The organism is Sphingobacterium olei (assembly GCF_005048855.1).
Taxonomy (GTDB): domain Bacteria; phylum Bacteroidota; class Bacteroidia; order Sphingobacteriales; family Sphingobacteriaceae; genus Sphingobacterium; species Sphingobacterium olei.
This window is the reverse complement of sequence record NZ_SUME01000005.1, coordinates 64040-85088: the sequence shown is the minus strand read 5'-3', so window position 1 is coordinate 85088 and position 21049 is coordinate 64040. Positions and strand designations below refer to the sequence as shown.

Sequence of the window (21049 nt, the reverse complement as noted above, 5' to 3'; positions counted from 1 at the left end):
TTCACAATATACTAAGGATACAATCCGGATACAGCCCTATTAAAACGGTCACTAGGGTAGCAATGATAAAAACGATTTTAAAATTCAGCGGCACGGTTACCTCTACGACCCCTTCATCAGCAGACTTGAAATACATGTGGACAACCACGCGCAAATAATAAAAAACACCTATCGCCGCATTGATGGCAGCAAGGATCAACAGTGTAATTTTATAATCCTGCATAACGGTATGAAACATCATAAACTTCCCAATAAATCCCGCGGTAAGGGGAATACCTGCCAACGAGAGCATGGCTATAGTAATGGCAATAGCCAATAGTGAGTTTGTTTTTCCAAGTTCGTTAAATGCAATAAATTGATCCGATCCATGTGCCCGCTTCACCAATATTAACCCTCCAAAAGCGACTACAGAAGCCAACGAATAAGCGATCGCGTAGGCAAAGATTCCTGAGGCAGAATCTGCTCCTATCGCCACAATAGCAAACAACATATAACCGGCATGCGCTATACTCGAATAGGCTAGCATACGTTTAAAGCTGGTTTGCATCAACGCACTGATATTACCCATAAATAAAGTGATGATCACGATAACGAGTAGAACCGGTGTCCAATAATCATGTAGGGGAACAAACACATAGCTGAATAGGCGCAAAAAACCAGCGAAGGAAGCTACTTTCACAACCGTACTCATATAACTTGTGATCAATATAGGAGCCCCATCGTATACATCCGGTGTCCAAAAATGAAACGGTGCCGCACCTATTTTAAAACATAAACCGACCAAGAGCAGCAATATCCCACCATAGAATAATGGAGAGATCGTCTGCGGATTACCGATTACATATTCTTTCACTCCGGTAATATCAAATGTGCCGGTAGCACCATATAATAGGGTAATTCCAAACAACAAAAAGCCTGTCGAGAAGGCTCCCATCAGGAAGTATTTTAAGGCCGCTTCATTCGAGTTGAAGTCGGTTTTTCGTATACCTACTAATATATAAAGTGCAACTGACATGACTTCTATTCCAACGAAAAGCATGGCAAAGTTATGATAGGAATTGACCAATAATGCACCCGTCAGCGAGAACAGTATTAATGTATAATACTCTGCAACATTGCTACTAATAGCTCTAAAATATTCTTTGGAAAGCAGTAATATTAATCCAGTAATGACAATACAAAGGATAGAAAACGACAGTGCTAGGTTGTCAAACACAACCATTCCATGATATATAGGCGTAGCGCCTGTGTCCCATGCAGCTATTTCAAAACCTAGCGCCACTACTAACCCGAGCAATGTAACGGGCAATAAGGCATTCTTGGCTTTATACAGCCCTAAATACAATACTAATATTCCTAATAAAGACAGCGTTATAATCGCACCCATAATTCTTTTCGTATATAATATTCGCTATATTAAAATTTGACCTCTTGTAACATCTGAAAAACGGAAGCCTCTGATAAGTGCAATAATCCGTTTGGAAATACCCCCAAATACACAATAAGGATTGATATAATCGTGAGCAACACAAGCTCGTGACCTTTTATGTCTACAACACTCGCTTGCTGTTCCGCTAACTCGCCCAGCATGGTACGCTGATACAACCGCAACATATAAACGGCCCCCAAAATCAACGTGAGGCCCCCAAAGACGGCAAACCATACACCATAATCAAAAATACCTTTGAGCAATAAAAACTCGCCGACAAAGCCGTTGGTTAATGGTAGTCCTACTGCACCCATTATGATAATCAGGAAAAAGACGGCTAACTTTGGCATCTTACTCGCTAGACCACCTAGATCCCGCAATGATCGCGTTTGCGTTTTTTGTTCTATAATATCAATTACAAAAAATAATCCGACGACACTGATACCGTGATTTACCATCTGCATCACCGCACCTTGAAGACCTTCTTGATTCCAGGCAAATACACCCGCACTGATCAGTCCGACGTGTGCAATAGACGAATAAGCAATAAGCCGTTTGGTATCCTGTTGTTTGAATGCAATGATAGATGCGTACACAATACCGATTACGCATAGGATCAATGCGAGCTGACCATATGCTGCTACGCCAAGAGGTGCAATCGGAATCAACCAACGGATCAATCCATAAACACCCATTTTCAGCATAATACCTGCCAATAACATCGTGCCCGCAGCGGGCGCATGGGTGTAGGTATCCGGTTGCCAGGTGTGGAACGGAAAGATAGGTATTTTAATAGCGAAAGCTAAGAAAAAGGCCCAAAATATCCATCTTTGTGTAGGATCAGCTAAGTCTAATCCACTGAAAGACGTCCATTCAAAATCATTATTTGGTGTTTGATGATATAAATAGAGGATAGCGACCAACATAAATATACTTCCCAGGAAAGTATATACAAAAAATTTAAGATTGACCCTGATGCGATCACCTTCTCCCCATAACGCACAAATAAAATAAATAGGAATCAGTGCAATTTCCCATCCGACATAAAACGTAAATGCATCCAGGGCAGTAAATACCAATAACAGCCCGGCTTGCATGAAAGCGACCAAGGCATAAAAATTACCTTTTAAGGATTTACCAAAGGTCGAAAGTACGATTAACGGAATCAAACCATTTGTCAGTAAAACAAGCGGTAGGCTAATACCGTCTATTCCGATATGAAAATGAATACCCAAGCTCGTTATCCAAGGGAAAGATTGCTCAAACTGGAGCGCGGCCTCTGGAACAAACTGGCATAAGAAAGGTATTGTCAATACGAACTGTAATAACGATAAACCAAGCGCGGCCCATTTTGAAATCGTCGAGGACTTCATGAAGGCTAAAACCAGTGCGCTTATTATGGGGAATATCAGTAGTATAAAAAGGTTATCCATTGATTACTTCAATTATTTTTTAAACTATAGGTTTAACAATCCGTACAACATGATAGCGATCACACCGACTACCATCATGAAAATATAAAATCCGACATGCCCACTCTGTAACTGCCTTATACCTCTACCCGAAACAATAAAGAAATTTGCTACACCGTTAACCAGACCGTCAATTGCTTCACGATCGACGACTTTATAAAAGAACTTGGACAAGGCGTCCAATGGTCGTACAATTAAGGCATCGTAAATTTCATCGATGTAAAATTTGCGATAAGACAAGTCGTACAATAGGCTTTGCTGTATTCCGTCATCTTGGGGTATATCCGCACGTTTTACATACTTTGAATAGGCCACGAAAGCCATGACAAGAGCCGCTAGGGACGAAATACCCATTAAGATATATTCTGTTGTATGATCCAAATGAAAAGGTTGTGCCACAGCCTGACTATCTGCAAACACCGGAGTCAAGAAATTGGCCAGCCAATGACTCCCGTTCAACGCCTCGGGAACATTCAAAAAGCCGCCTACCACAGCTAACAAAGCAAGAATAACTAGCGGAACCGTCATTTGCCAAGGCGACTCATGCAGGTGATGCCGCTGTTCTTCTGTGCCTCTGAATTTACCAAAGAAGGTTAAATACAATAGTCTAAACATATAGAAAGCCGTACAGAGTGCTGCAAGAAATCCTACTCCCCAAAATATGGGATTGTGTACAAAAGCATAGGCCAATATTTCGTCTTTGGAAAAGAAGCCTGATAACGGGGGGATACCAGCTATGGCGATGGTACCGATCAACATGGTAGCATAGGTAATAGGCAACGATTTTTTCAGTCCTCCCATCTTACGCATGTCCTGCTCGTTACTCATGGCGTGGATTACGGAACCAGCACCTAAGAACAATAATGCTTTAAAGAACGCATGTGTTAAAACATGGAAAAAAGCGCCTGTAAATGCACCCACTCCCAATCCCAAAAACATATATCCCAACTGGGATACGGTTGAATAAGCCAACACCTTTTTAATGTCATTTTGCGTGATAGCGATCAACGCGGCCAGCAATGCGGTACAAACACCGACAACGGCGATGATCTGCATCGTAACAGGAGATAATGTAAACATGATATTTGATCGCGCAATCATGTATATACCTGCTGTAACCATCGTAGCCGCATGAATCAATGCAGAGACCGGAGTCGGACCCGCCATCGCATCGGGAAGCCAGGTAAATAGCGGGATTTGTGCGGATTTTCCGGTAGCTGCTATAAATAGCAATAATGTAATCACCAATAAGGTCGAATCGCCAGATGACATTTGCGCTGCCTGTCCTAGTACTGTACTGAATTCCAACGAACCAAACGTGGCAATAATAAAGAATACCGCAATCAAAAAACCAAGATCTCCTATCCGGTTCATGACGAAAGCTTTCTTCGCTGCAGCAGCATAGCTTGAATTTTTATACCAAAAGCCGATAAGAAGATACGAACACAGTCCCACACCTTCCCATCCAATAAACATAACCAAATAATTAGACCCAAGGACAAGCAGAAGCATGAAAAAGACAAATAGATTCAAGTAGGCAAAAAACTTCCCAAATCCGGCATCGTGTGCCATATAACTTATCGAATACAGGTGAATCAAAAATCCTATCCCTGTGATGATGAGCAACATAATAGCACTTAGTGGGTCAACGAGGAATGACAGGGAAAAATTAAGCGAACCTACACTGATCCAATCGAACAGATGGTAGGTGAATACGCCTGTTTCTCCTGCTTGGCGAGCGGCATTTACCTCGCCAAATAAAGCACAGCTAACCGCGAATGAAACCAAGATAGCACCGCTACCGATTATCCCAATTACCGGTTTAGGTAATAGGTTTTGTCCCAATCCATTTATTATAAATCCTACTAAAGCGCTTAATGGCACTAACCAAACTAATTCTATCATATTATACGGGTGTGCTTAATTATTACCAACGTAGTTTACTTAATGATTCTATATCTACAGATTTTGTATTGCGGTACACCATGATCACTATGGCAAGCCCTACCGCAACTTCAGCTGCCGCTAGTGCCATGACGAAGAATACAAAAACCTGACCGCTTGCATCGCCGCGATAAGCTGAGAACGCCGCTAACAGTAGATTGACGGAATTTAACATCAACTCGACACACATCATAATAATGATGACGTTACGACGAATCAATACACCGATTACACCTATAGAAAAGATGACACTACAAAAAATCAAATAATGATTTAATGGTATCCCTTGTATATTTTGAATGACACTATCCATTAGATTCTTTTGTTTCTTTTTTTGCTAGTAAAACGGCGCCGATCATTGCGGTCAATAGTAAAAGGGATGATAATTCGAATGGCAGTAGAAACTCATCGAATAAGACTTTACCCAGATTCTGCACCAAACCTACATCTGTATTGCCGGTCACATAGTCATTATTGACTTCAATCACACGGAAAGCGCCTAAAAGTGTTGCCAGTAAACACATTCCTGCGATAGCACCCATAATTTTGACCAAATTGGATCTCAGGGGTTCGGTTTCCTTATTGAGATTCAAGAGCATGAGGACAAAAAGGAAAAGTACCATGATAGCGCCCATATAAACAATGAAATTTACAACGGCCAAAAACTGTGCATTCAACAGGATGTAATGCACCGTAAACGTAAAAAATGTAATAACGAGATATAGCACGCTATGTACCGGATTCTTTGCGAAGATGGTCATCAATGCAAAAAATATAGATAAAAATGCGACAAAGTAAAATATGGACATTTTATAATGATTTTTGCTGTGTTAACTGTACCAAATTTATTTTTGGCTCGACCAACTTGTCCTTACCGTAAATAAAATCCTTGCGTAAATAATCTGCAGTAACATGGGGCCCGTCTAGGTAAATCGCTTCTTTAGGACAGGCCTCTTCACACAGTCCACAGAAGATACAGCGCAACATATTAATTTCATAAACGGAAGCGTATTTCTCCTCGCGGTAAAGATGCTCTTCGTCTTTTTGACGTTCTGCTGCTATCATCGTAATGGCCTCTGCAGGACATGACAATGCACACAACCCACAGGCCGTACAACGTTCCCGGCCTTCCTCATCCCGTTTGAGCGAGTGTTGACCACGGAAATTTTTTGAATAGGGTCGGATTTGTTCCGGGTATTTTATCGTAGGAATCTTCTTGAAGAAATGCTTCAAGGTGATACTAAGCCCTTTGGCAATGGCAGGTAAATATATACGCTCCCAAAAGTTCATCGGCTTTTGTTCTAATACTTTTTTTCTATTTGATAACGACTGCATCTTGTTCCCTTCTTAACTAGTTAAAATAAGTATCCTTTACAATAGTAATTATCCCTGTCAACACAATATTGGCGATAGCCAGTGGAATCAGCATCTTCCAACCCAGTTTCATCAACTGATCATAACGGAAACGTGGCAGCGTCCAGCGAATCCACATGAAAAAGAAGATAAAAGCAAATATCTTCGTAAAAAACACCAAGACGCCTATAATCGTGATCCAGTTTTCTGACAGTCCCAAGTCATACATGAATGGGAAGTTATACCCTCCAAAATACAATGCAGCCATCAATGCTGATGAAACAAACATATTGATGTATTCAGAAAACATGTAAAGACCTAATTTCATGGACGAATATTCGGTATGGTATCCGCCAATCAGCTCCGTCTCACATTCGGGTAGGTCAAAAGGTACCCGATTACATTCTGCAAATGCACAGGTCATGAAAATAAGGAATCCTAAGGGCTGTACCCAGATATTCCAATTGACAAAGCCAGACTGTTGCGACACAATATCACCGATAGATAACGAACCCGTGACCATCAATAAGGCGATCAGGGATAATCCCATCCCTATTTCATAACTGATACTTTGTGATGCCGCACGAATAGCTCCCATCAACGAGAACTTATTGTTAGACGCCCAACCACCAATCATAATACCATAGACACCCAATGCGATCACGCCGAATATATACAATACACCTACGTTGATATCAGCCACCTGCAGGGATACCACACGGTCTCCTATCGTTAGGTTCTGTCCCCAGGGGATTACAGCAGAACTAATACATGCAGTAATGATAGCAAGTGTTGGTCCGATAATAAATAAAGGCTTATGTGCTCCCGCTGGAATAATCTCTTCTTTGAAAAAGAACTTCCCCCCATCACAGAGTGGTTGCAATAGTCCAAACAGGCCGGCACGATCTGGCCCGTAACGATCTTGCATAAACCCAGCGATCTTACGTTCTGCTAGGGTAGAATACATCGCAATTACCAATGAAATAGTAAAAATGATGACAACCAATATTAATTTTTCTAAAATAAAAGCTCCTTCCATGTCGTGCCTGTGCTTATTTTAATTTTTCAGTTCTTGCTAATTGTTCCGCATTGGCTTCTTGCAATACTGGATTTTCTTTAATGACAGGTGGTGGACTAAAGTTGTAATAATGATTCGAATTAATTACCGATTCTTTATCCACTTGTGTAGGCTCCTCCAATATCCAATCACTGGTCTGCTTTGTATCGAAACGGCAGGTATTACAGATGAAGTCTTCCACCTCTCCAAACTCGTCTTTACGTCCGGTTACGCGCAGTACATCTGCGCCTTTATACCATAATGTAACCTTACCGGAACAAGACGGACAGTCCCGATGGGCATCTACGGGTTTGGTAAACCACACCCGATTTTTGAATCGAAACGTTTTATCCGTAAGCGCCCCAACTGGACACACGTCAATCACATTTCCAATGAAATCATTGTCTAAGGCTTCTTCAATGTAAGTAGATATTTCGGAATGATCTCCTCTATGCAGGATGCCATGCTCACGTTTGTTGGTAAGCTGATTGGCAACATATACACAACGATAGCATAAGATACATCTATTCATGTGCAGCTGTATCTTATCTCCAATGTCGATACGTTCAAAGGTGCGGCGCCCGAATTCATAACGTGTTTGCTCTGCACCGTGTTCGTAACCCAGATCCTGCAGCTTGCATTCTCCAGCCTGGTCACATACCGGACAATCTAAAGGGTGATTAATCAATAAAAACTCTACAACCCCTTTGCGTGCATCTACCACTTCGGGCGACGTAATATTTTGCACTTCCATACCGTCCATTACCGTTGTGCGACAGGAAGCTACCAATTTTGGCATTGGTCTAGGGTCTTTCTCGGATCCTTTGGAAACTTTCACAAGACATGTTCGACATTTCCCTCCTGAACCTTCCAACTTGGAATAATAACACATCGCAGGAGGAACGATATCCCCACCAATCTGACGTGCGGCATTCAGAATAGAAGTACCCGGAGCTACATCCACCGGAATACCATCAATCGTTACTCTAAATTTTACTTCTTCTTCAGCCATCTATCTGCTATTAATATTATTATACTACAGGTTCAATTGGATCTGCATAATGTGCTAATCCATAATTCCTACTTAGCGCTTCTTGGGGATGGGTAATGTGCCATTCAAATTCATCTCTAAAATGACGAATAGCGGCTGCGACAGGCCATGCCGCGGCATCTCCCAAGGGGCAAATGGTATTACCTTCGATACGGCGTTGAATATCCCATAACAAATCGATGTCTTCGATACTACCTCTTCCGGTCTCGATCTTATGTAATATCTTTTCCATCCAGCCTGTTCCTTCTCTACATGGCGAACATTGGCCGCAGCTTTCATGATGATAAAAGCGGGCAAAATTCCACGTATTGCGAACAATGCACTGATCTTCATCAAAGACAATAAAACCTCCTGATCCCATCGAACTACCTGTTGCAAAACCGCCGTCGGCCAATGACTCGTAAGTCATTAGGCGTGCGTTTCCATTTACTGTTTTGGAAATCAAATTTGCCGGTAAGATTGGAACTGATGATCCACCCGGAACCAAAGCTTTCAGCTTTTTACTATTAGCAATCCCGCCACAATATTCGTCTGAATAAATAAATTCTTCCACTGGAAGGCCCAAATCTATTTCATACACGCCAGGACGTATTATATTACCACTAGCGGATATTAGTTTTGTACCGGTACTTCTTTCAATGCCAATCTTGGCGTATTCTTCGCCTCCGTCGTTGATGATCGGAACAGTAGCAGCAATGGATTCCACGTTGTTTACCACCGTTGGGCAACCGTAGAGCCCGGCAATCGCAGGGAAAGGGGGCTTAATGCGTGGATTGCCACGTTTACCTTCTAGAGACTCCAACAGAGCCGTTTCTTCACCACAGATATAGGCTCCTCCTCCGGGCTGAACATAAATCTCCAAATCATATCCCGTCCCCAAAATGTTTTTGCCTAGAAATCCGGCTGCTTTAGCCTCCGCAATAGCTTTCTCCACAATACGGATTTGCGGCATCATCTCGCCACGGATATATATATATGATGTATTTGCTCCTAAAGCAAAGCTCGACACGATCATACCTTCCACCAAGATATGGGGAATGTGCGTCATCAAATAACGGTCTTTGAATGTGCCGGGCTCTGACTCATCTCCATTGCATACCAAATAACGCGGAACACCTTCGGGTTTGGCTAAGAATCCCCATTTCATACCGGTTGGGAAACCTGCTCCACCTCGTCCACGTAAACCCGATTTTTTTACCTCTTCCACTACATCTTCGGGCGACATGGTTTTTAACGCCTTTTCCACAGCACGGTATCCTCCCTGTTGCCGATACACATCAAAAGTATTGATGCCTGGAACGTCTATATGTTCTAATAATAACTTACGACCCATAATGATTACGCTTCCGTTTGTACTTTATTTTTCAAAGTTTCAATTAATTGAGCGACACTTTGTTCTGTTAAGTTTTCGTAAAAAGTGTAGTCTGGACCGATTTGTAATACCGGACCATATCCACATGCGGCAAGGCACTCGACTCCACGCCAAGAAAACAGTCCGTCTGCTGTGACTTCACCCTCTTTTACACCGAGTGTTTCTTCTATATACTGCATAATACGTTCAGCTCCTACCAAACAACATGGACCTGTACGACATATTTCCAAATTATACTTCCCTTGAGGGCGCAAAAAGTACATCGTATAGAAGGTAGCCACTTCATACACCTCAATCGGTTCGATTTGAAGAAAATGAGCAACTTTATCCATCGCGTCTGTACTCAACCAGCCATATTCTGCCTGTACCAAATGTAAAAGTGGTAAAAGCGCGGATTTTTGTTTGCCTTGCGGGTAACGACTTGCGACTTCTGCAAACTTGTCTAATAGTTCGGCAGAAAACTCTACGGGGTGATTTTCTTTTACACTAAGCATCTAATTCTCCTGCAATAACATTTAAACTACTCATGTTAATAATCGCGTCGGAAATTAACATTCCGCTACTCATAGGTGCAAACATCTGATAATTGATAAAGGAAGGTCTTCTGAAGTGAAGACGATACGGTGTGCGACCACCGTCATGAATCAAGTAAAAACCTAATTCTCCATTTCCTCCTTCTACCGCATGATACACTTCGGATTGCGGTGTTTCCCATTCGCCCATGACAATCTTGAAATGATAGATCAATGCCTCCATATTGGTATACACCTGCTCTTTTGGAGGGAGGTAAAACTCCGGTACATCGGCATGGAAAACACCCGATGGCTCTTTGGATATTTTTTCTAATGCCTGCTCGATAATGCGCATCGATTGCCACATCTCTTCGTTACGTACCATGAATCGATCGTACACATCTCCATTGGTACCTACCGGTACATCAAAATCAAATTCTTCGTAAGAACAATAAGGATCAACAACACGTACATCGTAATCGACACCTGTTGCACGCAGAATAGGGCCGGACCAACTATAATTTAATGCTTCTTCGGGAGTAACTGCAGCCACACCCGAAGTACGCTCTATGAATATTCTATTACGAACAAACAACTCCTCAAATTCTTCTAAAACTGCGGGGAATCGCTTGATAAATTCTTCTATTTTAGTAAACGCGATCTCATTAAAATCTCGTTCGAAGCCACCAATACGGCCAATATTTGTCGTCAAACGCGCACCACAGATCTCTTCAAAGATCTCATAGATAAACTCACGTTCCTGCATGAGATATAAAAATCCCGAAAATGCACCCGTATCTACACCTAAAATACCGTTACAGATAATATGATCGGCAATACGCGCAAGCTCCATAACGATTACACGCATATACTGCACGCGCTTCGGAATTTCAATACGGAGTAGCTTCTCAACCGTCATATGCCATCCCATATTATTGATGGGAGATGAACAATAATTCAGACGGTCTGTTAGCGGTGTAATCTGATAGAACGGACGGTGTTCCGCAATCTTTTCAAAAGCACGGTGAATATAGCCAATCGTTGAAATTCCACTTACAATCCGCTCGCCATCAATCTGAAGGACATTTTGGAAGACACCGTGAGTCGCCGGATGCGTTGGCCCTAGATTTAAGGTAATCAGATCCTCTTGCGGATCGTTATCAACAAAAACGCTTTTATTATTTGTTATTTTGGTGATAGGTACACTCATCTCATCTCTTAATTAACTCGGATTTAACGTCCAAAATAAAAATCTTTTTTATCTACCCGATTCGGATCTTCTAAAGGGTACTCCTTCCTCATCGGGAAAACACCTAAGTCGTCCATATTTAAAATACGCCGTAAATCTGGGTGTCCTTCGAAAATGATTCCAAAAAAATCATATGTCTCCCGTTCCATCCAATTAGCTCCATTCCAAACTATAGTAGCCGTGGGAATAACCGGATTTTGTCCATCAATATATACCTTAATACGTAAACGTATATTTTGATAGAGGTTATGTACATGGTAGACGACTGCAAAAGATTTTTCCTGGTTCGGATAGTGTACAGCTGTAATGTCGGTCAAATAGCTAAACTGAAGCATATCGTCCGATTTCACAAACTGCAATACCTCAATAATACTTTCAATTGACGTCTCTATGGTCAAAAGATCGTGTGGCTCTAACGGATTTTGAATCTGGTCTCCAAATTTATCCTTTAATCGGTTTAAAATGCTTTGATTATTCAACTTATCCATTATCTGTAACAATTCCGTATTTCTCTAATAATGCTTTATACTCGGGCGTATTCCGCCGATTAAGTGTTTCGCTTTTTACAATATCCTGAAGCCGCAGTACACCATCTAGAATTGCCTCAGGTCGAGGTGGACAGCCCGGGACATATACGTCTACAGGAATAATCTCATCTATACCTTGTAATACGGAGTAGGTATCAAAAATACCCCCACTAGAAGCGCAAGCTCCGACAGCAATTACCCAGCGGGGCTCTGCCATTTGAATGTATACCTGTTTTAAAACAGGCGCCATTTTCTTTGCGATGGTGCCCATTACGAGCAACATATCCGCTTGTCTGGGAGAAAAGCTTGGCCGCTCAGCTCCAAAACGAGCCAAATCATAAGTCGAACCCATAGTAGCCATAAATTCAATTCCACAACAAGACGTTGCAAAAGGCAAAGGCCAAAGGGAGTTAGCTCTTGCTAAACCTATAGCTTTATCCAGTGATGTTGCAAAAAATCCTGCCCCCTCTACTCCCGGAGGAGTTTCTCCTAACTTTACGTTACTCATGATGTTATTGTTATTCGGTTTAACTCGTTTTTTATGATCGAATTAGTCACAAAATAGTATTTTTCGTCTTTTTAAAAAAGGCTATTCTTTATTTATAACGATTCTAATCCCAATCTAGTGCCTTTTTCTTAATGACATAGATAAATCCTAACAGAAGCATCCCCATGAAAATAAACATTTCGATAAGACCTTCTATTCCAAATTCCCTGAAATTAACCGCCCAAGGGTACATAAATATAACCTCAACATCAAATACCACAAACAATAAGGCGACTAAAAAATATTTAATAGAAAAAGGTTGGCGGGCGTTTCCAATTACTTTCACACCGGATTCAAAAGATTCCAGTTTACTTTCTGTACGAACCTTTGGCCCCAGTAAATGTGTACTTACGATAGCAAATACACCAAATGCTACCGCCACCCCAAGCTGTATGAGTATTGGAATATAATCGACCGGAAGGCTTTCTCCCTGTAGGTTTTCCATAATTTTCTAATTTGTTGTTGTTCTAGCAAACTTAGATAAATTTGCTTTTATATGCAATTATAATTGCATCGCATATAAAAACAATTTATCGGTCTCTCCTCTACCATTGAGAATTTATTCATTGAGGAAATATAAAGATTTTTGGCAATAAAAAAAGGGACTTGACCAGTCCCCTTTTCAATGATGTTAATCATTAATATTAAATAACTATTAACTTTCCAGATATTCAATGTAAGCATTTGCAAATTCATCCTCCGGAGACAATTTCACTGTATTTTGGAAAGATTCCATTGCTGCATCATATTGCTCCTGCGTAATTTGATAATATCCGATGTAGTTATGTGCATCTACAAGGTACGATTTTTCTACATCTGTAATGGCTGCACCCCCTGCTTCTTTATCTTTAAGCACCTGAACCAATTGGGTAAATGCAGGAACAAACAAGCCTTTACATTGGTCTGCCTCTTCTGGGTTAACATTATCCAATGAAATATTTACATACCCAGTTAGGTACAATGCACGCGCCAAGTATTCTTCGTTAACTTTTTGATCATTCGATTTGATGATAATATCGAATGCTTTCAACGCAGTATCGAATTCTTTTGCTGGATCCTCACCTTTCTCTTTTTTCGCTACACCCGCGCGGAAATTTGAATCGCCTAAGAAGAAATTCGCTTCGTAGAAATAGTCTGTACCTTTTTGGCTTGCGGGAATATTGAAGATACCCGACGCCACATCGTATTTGCCTTCTCCATAAGCGATCATACCTGCCGTTCCTATTTCCGGCATCATCTCCGGGTTTTTCGCTAACGCGGTTTTCAGGTTTGCCAATCCCTTCTCTACATTTCCAGTTTGGATATAAGACAATCCTGAGAATAGATAATCATAGTCTATCAAACGGCTAGTGTCCGATTCTGCAAACAATTTATCAAAGTAGCCCACTGCTTTTTGGTAATCCTCATCTTGGTTGAACGCAATATATCCCAAATAACGGTATACTTTAGCGTCTACACCTGGTGCATTTTCCAATTGTTGTGCCACTGTTTTCAATTCTGCGTATTCCTGCCCAAATACCAAAAAGTCTGCATAACGTACGCGTGCATCGATCGAGTTGTCGCCGGTTACTTCTAAGTACTTTTTGTAACTGGTAACGGCTTTCGCAATCTCCGTTTCGTATGTTGCTTTTTGCTCATCTGTTTCATTAGGAAGACGTTTAGCAAACTGCAATTGTGTTTCTGCCAGTTCACGATAAATAGGACCAAACGTCGGATACTCTTCCGCTAATGCAGTTAATTGTTCTAAAGCTACATCATAAGCCTGTGCACGACGCGTAATAACCGCCTGAGCTACCTTCGCCTTAATCAAATTCTCGTCAATATTTAACGCATCACGATAATTAACATACGCTTGGCTGCTTTCGTTCAAACCTACGTATGCATCACCTAATGCTACTGGAATCAATGCGTCCTTTGCGTTTTTTGATTTTGCTTGTGTCAAATATTCGATTGCCTTAGTATAGTCCGGTTTTGGTGCATCAATATAAGCGCGCCCCACAAAATATAGTGGCAAATAATCTTTTTTACCTAAACTTGATGTTGCGGCCGCAAACTTTTGCTCCGCGGCTGTAGCGTTTCCCTTTTCTAAATCTACAATTCCCAATCCTACATTGTTCAATTGTTCTTTTGGACTATTCGTTAAACCTTCATTAAATACGATAGCAGCCGAATCGACTTTATCATTGATTAAGTGTACCTGACCTAAGTAAAAGTAATTTACGCCATCTTTGGCTTTCTTTTGCACAAGATTCTGCAAAATACCTTTAGCTTTATCGTATTGCTCTGCTTCAATTGCTGCTTGAGCATCTTTTAAACTTTGAGCACTTGCTGAACTAACCACTGCCCCTGCCATTAAAAGACTCAAAAATAATTTGCTTTTTGTCATAACTCTATTTGTGTTCTTTATTGTTTCTAATTTATTCTATCTCTTACTATAATCTCACGTCCCGGCATCGTTGCTGGGAGTAACCCTGACTTCAACACGATACGTTGCCCTCTATCGCCCGTTAAGAACGCTGAAAAACCGATTCCTAATCCAAAATTAGGTTGATAATTTAACACGAAAATCTCTCTTTTCAACGGATATTCGTCCGTCGCTAAACTCGCTTGAGAAGGCTTTACATACCTACGCTTTCCTCCGCTGTCGTTTAAGACGCTTAATATACGAATTTTATCCATTTCTGTAAAAGAACTTTTTAAATATAAATATTGATTAAAACTTATCAACCCTATTTTGTCCACATTATTTGCAACTTCCTTCAGCACCTCTTCCGACGAAGTAAGTGCTTCAACATAAGTACTCGCTATTTTGCCAACTTTCCCTAAATCTTTGAAGTAGCGCAGCACGCTCGAGTTTACATTATCAAAAACAAGCTTAACGTTTTTGGCTTTATTTCCTTTTAATAACGCTATAACGTCCGCAACGACAAAACTAGTATCCACGCTCGCGTTATTCGTTACCAAAACTATGCCATCGTATGCAATCGGATAAATGTATGGTTTAATCGAACGTTTTGCGAATGACTGATTCTCCTCGGCGGTCAGCTTGCGGGCCAATACCGCAAAGTTGGTCTCACCCTTTATCAACGCATTGATAGCATGCACTTCCGCTGCCGGCTGTGGAACTATTGTCGCATTATAATATGAACTTTCAAAGACCTCTACATTCTCCAGAAATAGCGGCAACACCGTCTCATCAACCCCCACCTGCATACTTCCCTTTAATACATCTTCCTTGTTCTCCTTTTCCCTATCCTGGGAATTGTTATTATTACCGCAACTGATCCAGCAAAAAGAAAGAAAAACGAATAGATATGTCCAGTTAAATATTCTCATATTATCAATAGGATTAGTAAAAATGGAAAAAGATTAACCCTTAACACTTTTTTAACCTTTATCTCGCATTAAGCGAATACAAATCTTAATGGGTAAAGTTTTTTTGAAATAGCCGAATAAAACGCATAAAAGAATATACGATCAGCAATATACCAAACATATTTCTATACCGTGTGTCTATTTCCAAAGGAAACTTATCCCAGAATATAATCAACAAGCCTAATGTGAAATACACTAAAAACATGAAAAGGCCTAAAATAGACAGAAATCGCTGCGTTGGCGATTTCTGTCTAAACTTTGTATTACTATTCATTATTGAATCTTCACGCTAATTACATATTGGTTAAATCCAATCGAATTGGTAAGGTGTAAGCCACACGTACTGGACGTCCATTTTGGATACCTGGACTCCATTTTTTCGCTTTCTTCAGCATATTAATAGCAGCTTGTCCTGTGCCGTATGACAAATCGCGTGCGACTTTAATATCTGTTAAGCTACCATCTCTCTCTACTACAAAAGATACTTGTACTGTGCCTTTTACACCGGCATCGATAGCCCCACTAGGATAAGCGTAATTATCGGCAATCCATTTCCGGAAAGCTGCCATGCCACCCGGTGGCTCTGGTTGTACCTCTACCGCTGTAAAAATCTCGTCGGCACCGCCAGTTCCTGTACCACCTTCGACACCTTTTGTACTACCTGTAGCGGCACCTGCAACATCTTTTGTACCCCATTTACCCTCTGTAGTAACCGCACCACCTTTCATACCTTTCATGGCTGTAGGCCCGATAAGTTTTTTCTTATCAGTAGCTTCTTCTACCGTAGCGACTTCCGTTTCTACGGCTTTTTCCTTGGGTACCGGTTTAATCTCAGGCAAAGCAACCACATCCAAAGCGGGTTTAGATTCAGCAATTTTTGGTGCTAACTCCTCTACAGGCGGTTTTTCTTCCTCAGGAGGTAACTCTTCGACAAGGTCTTCCAATGTTACTTCTTCCGTAAAAGCAATCTCTTGTTGAGGAGCATCGCTCTTTGGAAACAAGCTGATGTTGAAGACTTGTGTAGCACTGAATACAGCCACGACAGCCGCAACAATGGCCAAAGCGATGTTAGTAGCCTTAGGCCCCAACTTACGTAGCTCATATGCTCCGTAGGCTTTATTTCTGCCTTCGAAAACAACCTCGAGCCACTCGCTTTTGAATATATTTAATTTTTCAAACATAACTTCTTGATTTTATGTTAGAACCTTCTAACTAGTCGTTATAGATTCCTTCTTTTTCCAATAGCGCGACTTCCTCCGGCATAATACGATTTGAAATCATGTAACGTTTTATGTCAGCAATTTTCATTTCGTCTAGTGCATCGATAATATTGCGTGTTACAGCTTGTTCGCTTGGGCGAATAACAACAATTATGTCCTTTCCACCCGTCTTTTTTGGAACTTCTGCTTTCATCCGCTGAAGAACTGCGCGAATTCCGTCCTTACTATAATCGATTACAGCGGGTGGATAAATTGGACTTGCAATTGAACCATTATACCATACAATTTTGTCATCAGAGCCTAATACTAAAGTCACACTACGGTGTTCGTCAACGTTTACATCGGTATTTTTATCCGTTTCAACGTTTTTATCAGGCATAGCAACGTCCATTGCTTGAGGCTTGTTCAATGAAGTCGTCAACATGAAGAATGTGATCAATAAGAACGCCAAGTCTACCATCGCGGTCAAGTCGACCTTACCGCCATTTTTCTTGGACCTTACTTTCCCACCCTTTTTACCGCCGCCGGAATCTTGATTTAATTCTGCCATATCTCTTTAATGTTATTCAGCTTTAAGTCCTGTTACAAAACTGAACTTATTTTGCTTCTGGTTACGTAACGTTTCAATAATTAAATTCAAGCTAGGAAACTTCGCGTCTCCATCCGCTTTGATTGCTACCGTCATCAATTCGATATCATCCGGATCCTTATTATCTACAAGCGCCCTATCTTTTAATATCCTTGCCGAAGCAATGCGGGCTTCTTTAACCCAATGGAACAATTCATTTGATGCGTCCATCGTAGAATCCACAGGTACACCTTTCTGAAGTTCTACCGTTCTCTGTCCAGACTCTAACGCTAACAGTTGCTTTAAGTTTTTAATCGGAACTCCGAAATCTTCCGTAAGCGCGAATTTTTCATATTCTTCAGCTGTGAAAGAGATATTGTATCTACTTGACATACTTTTCAATGTCTCGGCACGTACATTAGGATCACTCATGCTATAGAACACTTTTCCCTCATCACCTACTGTAATCACACTCAAATTACCATCAGGTAATTTTGCTTGAGAATAAGAAGGGGCCGTATCGACAACTAATGTCTCAGGCGTTCTAGCTGTTGCTGTTAGAACGAAGAACGTAAGTAGCAAGAAAGATACATCACACATCGCCGTCATATCGATCGAGGTACTGGTTCTTTTTACTTTTGCTTTACCCATTTCTTTAGTTTTATTAAATTAACAACTCTATCTTTTATTAATGATGCCACAGATTTTCATTTTCCATAAAAAAAATGAAAATACTTTTATAGGCTATTTGTGGTTCGCGGCGTACGTTTGTACGATCGAGAAACCAGCTTCATCAATAGAGTAAGTTAATTTGTCAATTTTTGCAGTCAAGATGTTATACATGACAATCGCAAACGTCGAAGTTGCGATACCTGTAGCTGTATTGATAAGAGCCTCGGAGATACCATTTGCCAACTTAGCAGAATCTGGAGCTCCACCAGTTGCCAATGCCGAGAAGGCCTTGATCATACCTGTTACTGTACCCAATAGACCTGTCAATGTACCAATAGAAACTAATGTAGCAATAACGTTTAAGTTCTTCTCTAACATCGGCATTTCTAATGCTGTTGTTTCTTCAATTTCTTTTTGAATTGCTAAAGAAGATTTTTCAGCGTCTAAACCAGGATTTGCCTCTACGTCTTTGTACTTCAACAAACCTGCTTTGATTACATTAGCAACCGATCCTTTTTGTTTGTCACACTCAGCAACCGCAGCGTCAATGTTTTGACTTTTCAAGAATCCTTGGATTTTTCTCACAAAGTTTCCTACGTTTCCTGTACCAGAGGCTTTTCCGATAACGATGAAACGTTCGATAGAAAATACCCATACCATTAAGAACAATCCAAGAAGTACGGGTACTACAGCACCTGCGTGATAAACCATACCAAGATAATTACCTGGTTTTGGCTGGTTATCTGGATTGTTGTCTATAAAGTTTTCAGCATTACCCATTACAAATCTCCATACAAGAAAACCGATTATGAAACAGATGATAATTGCTAAGCTTGCAAATACATTACTTGAGTTGCCGCTTTCTTGTTTTGCCGGGCTAGTAGTTTTTGGTGCGTTTGCCATTTTACTAATTTTTAGATTTTACTGTTGTTTAATTATTATGTTTAATTCAATTTTTAAGCACGAATGCACGTTATTTCGACGTTCGTCAAAACAAATATACTATTTTGTTACAAAAGTCAAATTTTATTTGCATTTAAATTATATCCCTGTTAATTGTGAGGCTTGAGATGATCATCAGCAGCAATCATATCTCAATTTCCATATACTTAACGACGCCTTACCGTGAATATTTTACAATAAAAACCATTTTTTTTATGATATGCAAATTATTAAATTGTTAAATATGAAAAATAAGTAAGTGTTCACTCATCAAAACATATTCTGGTTAATAACGCTATAGCCAAAAATATATTATATAAAACATTAGTTATAACATATTTATCCTAAGCTGGGTTCCATACTACCCAATGCTTTTCGCCTTGTATCCCATCTGGATAAGGATGTCAAATATTTTTCCCTTAAAATCCCCTTGTATCAAAATTTCTCCGTCTTTCGCACTCCCGCCTACTCCACACTTTTGCTTTAACGTCTTAGCCAAATTTTCTAAATCTTCCTCTTTGCCTACAAAACCTTCTACCAAAGTAACGATTTTACCCTTTCGGGCTTTTTTATCTAAGAGCACGCGCAATCGTTGTTTTTCGTTGGGTTGTGTTTCGACGTCGGGAGTCTCTTCCGGATTCTGATAATCAAAATCATCAGCGGTTGAATATACAACACCGTCGTAGCGTTGTTTTTTTTGCTTTGCCATATCTAATTTATCTTAACAAATAATTTTTAATGAACTGGGTTTAATACTTATATTTAATATTCCTTCCATTTGGATAGGTTCGCCGTCTACATGTACCGGCCCCTCACTATCCCGTTCAATTTTAATGATTTTACCCGGAATAATTTCCACATATTCGGATTGGTCCGCTGTCTTACTGAATAGATGGTATATCATCATCGGTAATATATACATCGGAAACTTGTGCACAATACATACATCCAATAATCCGTCACTTACGGAAGCATTTGGAGCGATGTACGCATTATTACCATATTGCGGTGAGTTCGCAACGCTAATCATGAAAGCTTCTCTTTCGTATACCACGTCGTCAATGGTAAGTGTATATCTACAAGGTTTATAATCACTCAATACATTGATGACAGACCGCATATACCCGATCGGCCCTCGGGTCGAATCGTTTGCAAAGCGATCACTTACCGATGCATCAAAACCAAGTCCGGCAATATTGAAAAAAGGTCTTTCATTGATCATGCCACTATCTACTTCAACAATATCAAATCGATTGATGCGACGAATGGCAGAAGTCTCGTTTAAGGGGATACCCAAATACAACGCCAAACCATTCCCTGACCCCTCTGGAATAATCCCTAGGGGTACATTAGTACCCACTAAAGCGGATCCCAGTTCATTGATTGTACCGTCGCCGCCTACTGCGATGACTGCATCAAAATTCTCGACCACAGCCGTTTTTCCCAGTTCGAATGCATGATTGGGTTTTGTAGTCTGTTGGAAAGTAGGATTAAATTTTTGTAAGTCGAGCACTTCTAAAACCTGCTTATTAAAAGAAGTTTTCTTTTTGCCCCCTGAAATTGGATTTATAACGAATAATATTTTTTTCCGATCCATTATTTAAACACTGTTCTGTCGTAAAGATAAGCATTGGATGTGATTAAAGTTATATCAAAAAAAGGTAATAAATATTATTTATCTTTTTATAATACCGAAAGAGTTGTAGCTTTGCACCGACAAAAATGTGGACTGATTTGCATTTTACACTTCGATGTAAAT

The 21049-nt window shown here is 40.5% G+C and carries 22 protein-coding genes; all 22 read right to left on the bottom strand.

Going from position 1 to position 21049, the window contains the following annotated elements:
• Position 1 precedes the first annotated feature (1 nt).
• On the bottom strand, positions 2-1387 hold the full coding sequence (locus FAZ15_RS12935; RefSeq protein WP_136901741.1) for an NADH-quinone oxidoreductase subunit N: 1386 nt from the start codon (positions 1385-1387) through the stop codon (positions 2-4).
• A gap of 29 nt (positions 1388-1416) precedes the next feature.
• Positions 1417-2862, bottom strand: coding sequence for a complex I subunit 4 family protein (locus FAZ15_RS12930; protein ID WP_136901740.1), 1446 nt, complete (start codon positions 2860-2862; stop codon positions 1417-1419).
• A 24-nt stretch (positions 2863-2886) separates the two neighbouring features.
• Positions 2887-4806, bottom strand: a complete 1920-nt coding sequence (gene nuoL / locus FAZ15_RS12925) for an NADH-quinone oxidoreductase subunit L (RefSeq protein ID WP_136901739.1) — start codon at positions 4804-4806, stop codon at positions 2887-2889.
• Between the two features lie 22 nt (positions 4807-4828).
• Positions 4829-5158 (bottom strand): NADH-quinone oxidoreductase subunit NuoK, encoded by a 330-nt coding sequence (gene nuoK, locus FAZ15_RS12920; protein ID WP_136901738.1) that lies wholly within the window; start codon positions 5156-5158, stop codon positions 4829-4831.
• Positions 5151-5654, bottom strand: coding sequence for an NADH-quinone oxidoreductase subunit J family protein (locus FAZ15_RS12915; protein ID WP_136901737.1), 504 nt, complete (start codon positions 5652-5654; stop codon positions 5151-5153). The genes nuoK and FAZ15_RS12915 overlap by 8 nt, the downstream gene beginning before the upstream one ends.
• A 1-nt stretch (position 5655) precedes the next feature.
• A complete protein-coding gene (locus FAZ15_RS12910; RefSeq protein ID WP_136901736.1) occupies positions 5656-6180 on the bottom strand; it encodes a NuoI/complex I 23 kDa subunit family protein in 525 nt (174 codons plus the stop codon).
• 16 nt (positions 6181-6196) lie between these two features.
• Positions 6197-7237, bottom strand: coding sequence for an NADH-quinone oxidoreductase subunit NuoH (nuoH, locus tag FAZ15_RS12905; protein WP_136901735.1), 1041 nt, complete (start codon positions 7235-7237; stop codon positions 6197-6199).
• 13 nt (positions 7238-7250) lie between these two features.
• On the bottom strand, positions 7251-8267 hold the full coding sequence (locus tag FAZ15_RS12900) for a 2Fe-2S iron-sulfur cluster-binding protein (RefSeq protein WP_136901734.1): 1017 nt from the start codon (positions 8265-8267) through the stop codon (positions 7251-7253).
• Between the two features lie 19 nt (positions 8268-8286).
• Complete coding sequence (nuoF, locus tag FAZ15_RS12895) at positions 8287-9639, bottom strand: NADH-quinone oxidoreductase subunit NuoF (protein ID WP_136901733.1); 1353 nt, start codon at positions 9637-9639, stop codon at positions 8287-8289.
• Between the two features lie 5 nt (positions 9640-9644).
• Complete coding sequence (locus FAZ15_RS12890) at positions 9645-10172, bottom strand: NADH-quinone oxidoreductase subunit NuoE family protein (protein ID WP_136901732.1); 528 nt, start codon at positions 10170-10172, stop codon at positions 9645-9647.
• Positions 10165-11400: an NADH-quinone oxidoreductase subunit D gene (locus FAZ15_RS12885; protein WP_202912390.1), complete on the bottom strand. Its 1236-nt coding sequence runs from the start codon at positions 11398-11400 to the stop codon at positions 10165-10167. Before FAZ15_RS12885 ends, FAZ15_RS12890 begins: the two co-directional genes overlap by 8 nt.
• Before the next feature lie 23 nt (positions 11401-11423).
• Positions 11424-11927, bottom strand: a complete 504-nt coding sequence (locus FAZ15_RS12880; protein ID WP_136901731.1) for an NADH-quinone oxidoreductase subunit C — start codon at positions 11925-11927, stop codon at positions 11424-11426.
• Positions 11920-12474: an NADH-quinone oxidoreductase subunit B gene (locus FAZ15_RS12875; RefSeq protein ID WP_136901730.1), complete on the bottom strand. Its 555-nt coding sequence runs from the start codon at positions 12472-12474 to the stop codon at positions 11920-11922. Before FAZ15_RS12875 ends, FAZ15_RS12880 begins: the two co-directional genes overlap by 8 nt.
• Positions 12475-12577: 103 nt before the next feature.
• Entirely contained in the window at positions 12578-12958 is a 381-nt protein-coding gene (locus tag FAZ15_RS12870) for an NADH-quinone oxidoreductase subunit A (RefSeq protein ID WP_136901729.1), read from the bottom strand.
• A gap of 210 nt (positions 12959-13168) precedes the next feature.
• On the bottom strand, positions 13169-14899 hold the full coding sequence (locus FAZ15_RS12865) for a tetratricopeptide repeat protein (RefSeq protein ID WP_136901728.1): 1731 nt from the start codon (positions 14897-14899) through the stop codon (positions 13169-13171).
• 26 nt (positions 14900-14925) lie between these two features.
• Positions 14926-15849, bottom strand: coding sequence for a PstS family phosphate ABC transporter substrate-binding protein (locus FAZ15_RS12860; protein ID WP_136901727.1), 924 nt, complete (start codon positions 15847-15849; stop codon positions 14926-14928).
• A gap of 332 nt (positions 15850-16181) precedes the next feature.
• A complete protein-coding gene (locus FAZ15_RS12850; RefSeq protein ID WP_136901725.1) occupies positions 16182-17069 on the bottom strand; it encodes an energy transducer TonB in 888 nt (295 codons plus the stop codon).
• 31 nt (positions 17070-17100) lie between these two features.
• Positions 17101-17658 carry an ExbD/TolR family protein gene (locus tag FAZ15_RS12845; protein ID WP_136901724.1) on the bottom strand — a complete coding sequence of 186 codons (558 nt, stop codon included), beginning with the start codon at positions 17656-17658 and terminating at the stop codon, positions 17101-17103.
• Between the two features lie 12 nt (positions 17659-17670).
• Positions 17671-18327, bottom strand: coding sequence for an ExbD/TolR family protein (locus FAZ15_RS12840; protein ID WP_136901723.1), 657 nt, complete (start codon positions 18325-18327; stop codon positions 17671-17673).
• Positions 18328-18420: 93 nt separating this feature from the next.
• Positions 18421-19251: a MotA/TolQ/ExbB proton channel family protein gene (locus FAZ15_RS12835; RefSeq protein WP_136901722.1), complete on the bottom strand. Its 831-nt coding sequence runs from the start codon at positions 19249-19251 to the stop codon at positions 18421-18423.
• A 400-nt stretch (positions 19252-19651) separates the two neighbouring features.
• Positions 19652-19999, bottom strand: coding sequence for a translation initiation factor (locus FAZ15_RS12830; RefSeq protein WP_136901721.1), 348 nt, complete (start codon positions 19997-19999; stop codon positions 19652-19654).
• A 12-nt stretch (positions 20000-20011) separates the two neighbouring features.
• Positions 20012-20887, bottom strand: coding sequence for a diacylglycerol/lipid kinase family protein (locus FAZ15_RS12825; RefSeq protein ID WP_238387245.1), 876 nt, complete (start codon positions 20885-20887; stop codon positions 20012-20014).
• Between the last annotated feature and the right edge of the window lie 162 nt (positions 20888-21049).

Coding starts and splice junctions, on each gene's coding strand:
- FAZ15_RS12935 (WP_136901741.1), bottom strand. CDS start 1,387: ATGGGTGCGATTATAACGCTGTCTTTATTAGGAATATTAGTATTGTAT.
- FAZ15_RS12930 (WP_136901740.1), bottom strand. CDS start 2,862: ATGGATAACCTTTTTATACTACTGATATTCCCCATAATAAGCGCACTG.
- nuoL (WP_136901739.1), bottom strand. CDS start 4,806: ATGATAGAATTAGTTTGGTTAGTGCCATTAAGCGCTTTAGTAGGATTT.
- nuoK (WP_136901738.1), bottom strand. CDS start 5,158: ATGGATAGTGTCATTCAAAATATACAAGGGATACCATTAAATCATTAT.
- FAZ15_RS12915 (WP_136901737.1), bottom strand. CDS start 5,654: ATGTCCATATTTTACTTTGTCGCATTTTTATCTATATTTTTTGCATTG.
- FAZ15_RS12910 (WP_136901736.1), bottom strand. CDS start 6,180: ATGCAGTCGTTATCAAATAGAAAAAAAGTATTAGAACAAAAGCCGATG.
- nuoH (WP_136901735.1), bottom strand. CDS start 7,237: ATGGAAGGAGCTTTTATTTTAGAAAAATTAATATTGGTTGTCATCATT.
- FAZ15_RS12900 (WP_136901734.1), bottom strand. CDS start 8,267: ATGGCTGAAGAAGAAGTAAAATTTAGAGTAACGATTGATGGTATTCCG.
- nuoF (WP_136901733.1), bottom strand. CDS start 9,639: ATGGGTCGTAAGTTATTATTAGAACATATAGACGTTCCAGGCATCAAT.
- FAZ15_RS12890 (WP_136901732.1), bottom strand. CDS start 10,172: ATGCTTAGTGTAAAAGAAAATCACCCCGTAGAGTTTTCTGCCGAACTA.
- FAZ15_RS12885 (WP_202912390.1), bottom strand. CDS start 11,400: ATGAGTGTACCTATCACCAAAATAACAAATAATAAAAGCGTTTTTGTT.
- FAZ15_RS12880 (WP_136901731.1), bottom strand. CDS start 11,927: ATGGATAAGTTGAATAATCAAAGCATTTTAAACCGATTAAAGGATAAA.
- FAZ15_RS12875 (WP_136901730.1), bottom strand. CDS start 12,474: ATGAGTAACGTAAAGTTAGGAGAAACTCCTCCGGGAGTAGAGGGGGCA.
- FAZ15_RS12870 (WP_136901729.1), bottom strand. CDS start 12,958: ATGGAAAACCTACAGGGAGAAAGCCTTCCGGTCGATTATATTCCAATA.
- FAZ15_RS12865 (WP_136901728.1), bottom strand. CDS start 14,899: ATGACAAAAAGCAAATTATTTTTGAGTCTTTTAATGGCAGGGGCAGTG.
- FAZ15_RS12860 (WP_136901727.1), bottom strand. CDS start 15,849: ATGAGAATATTTAACTGGACATATCTATTCGTTTTTCTTTCTTTTTGC.
- FAZ15_RS12850 (WP_136901725.1), bottom strand. CDS start 17,069: ATGTTTGAAAAATTAAATATATTCAAAAGCGAGTGGCTCGAGGTTGTT.
- FAZ15_RS12845 (WP_136901724.1), bottom strand. CDS start 17,658: ATGGCAGAATTAAATCAAGATTCCGGCGGCGGTAAAAAGGGTGGGAAA.
- FAZ15_RS12840 (WP_136901723.1), bottom strand. CDS start 18,327: ATGGGTAAAGCAAAAGTAAAAAGAACCAGTACCTCGATCGATATGACG.
- FAZ15_RS12835 (WP_136901722.1), bottom strand. CDS start 19,251: ATGGCAAACGCACCAAAAACTACTAGCCCGGCAAAACAAGAAAGCGGC.
- FAZ15_RS12830 (WP_136901721.1), bottom strand. CDS start 19,999: ATGGCAAAGCAAAAAAAACAACGCTACGACGGTGTTGTATATTCAACC.
- FAZ15_RS12825 (WP_238387245.1), bottom strand. CDS start 20,887: ATGGATCGGAAAAAAATATTATTCGTTATAAATCCAATTTCAGGGGGC.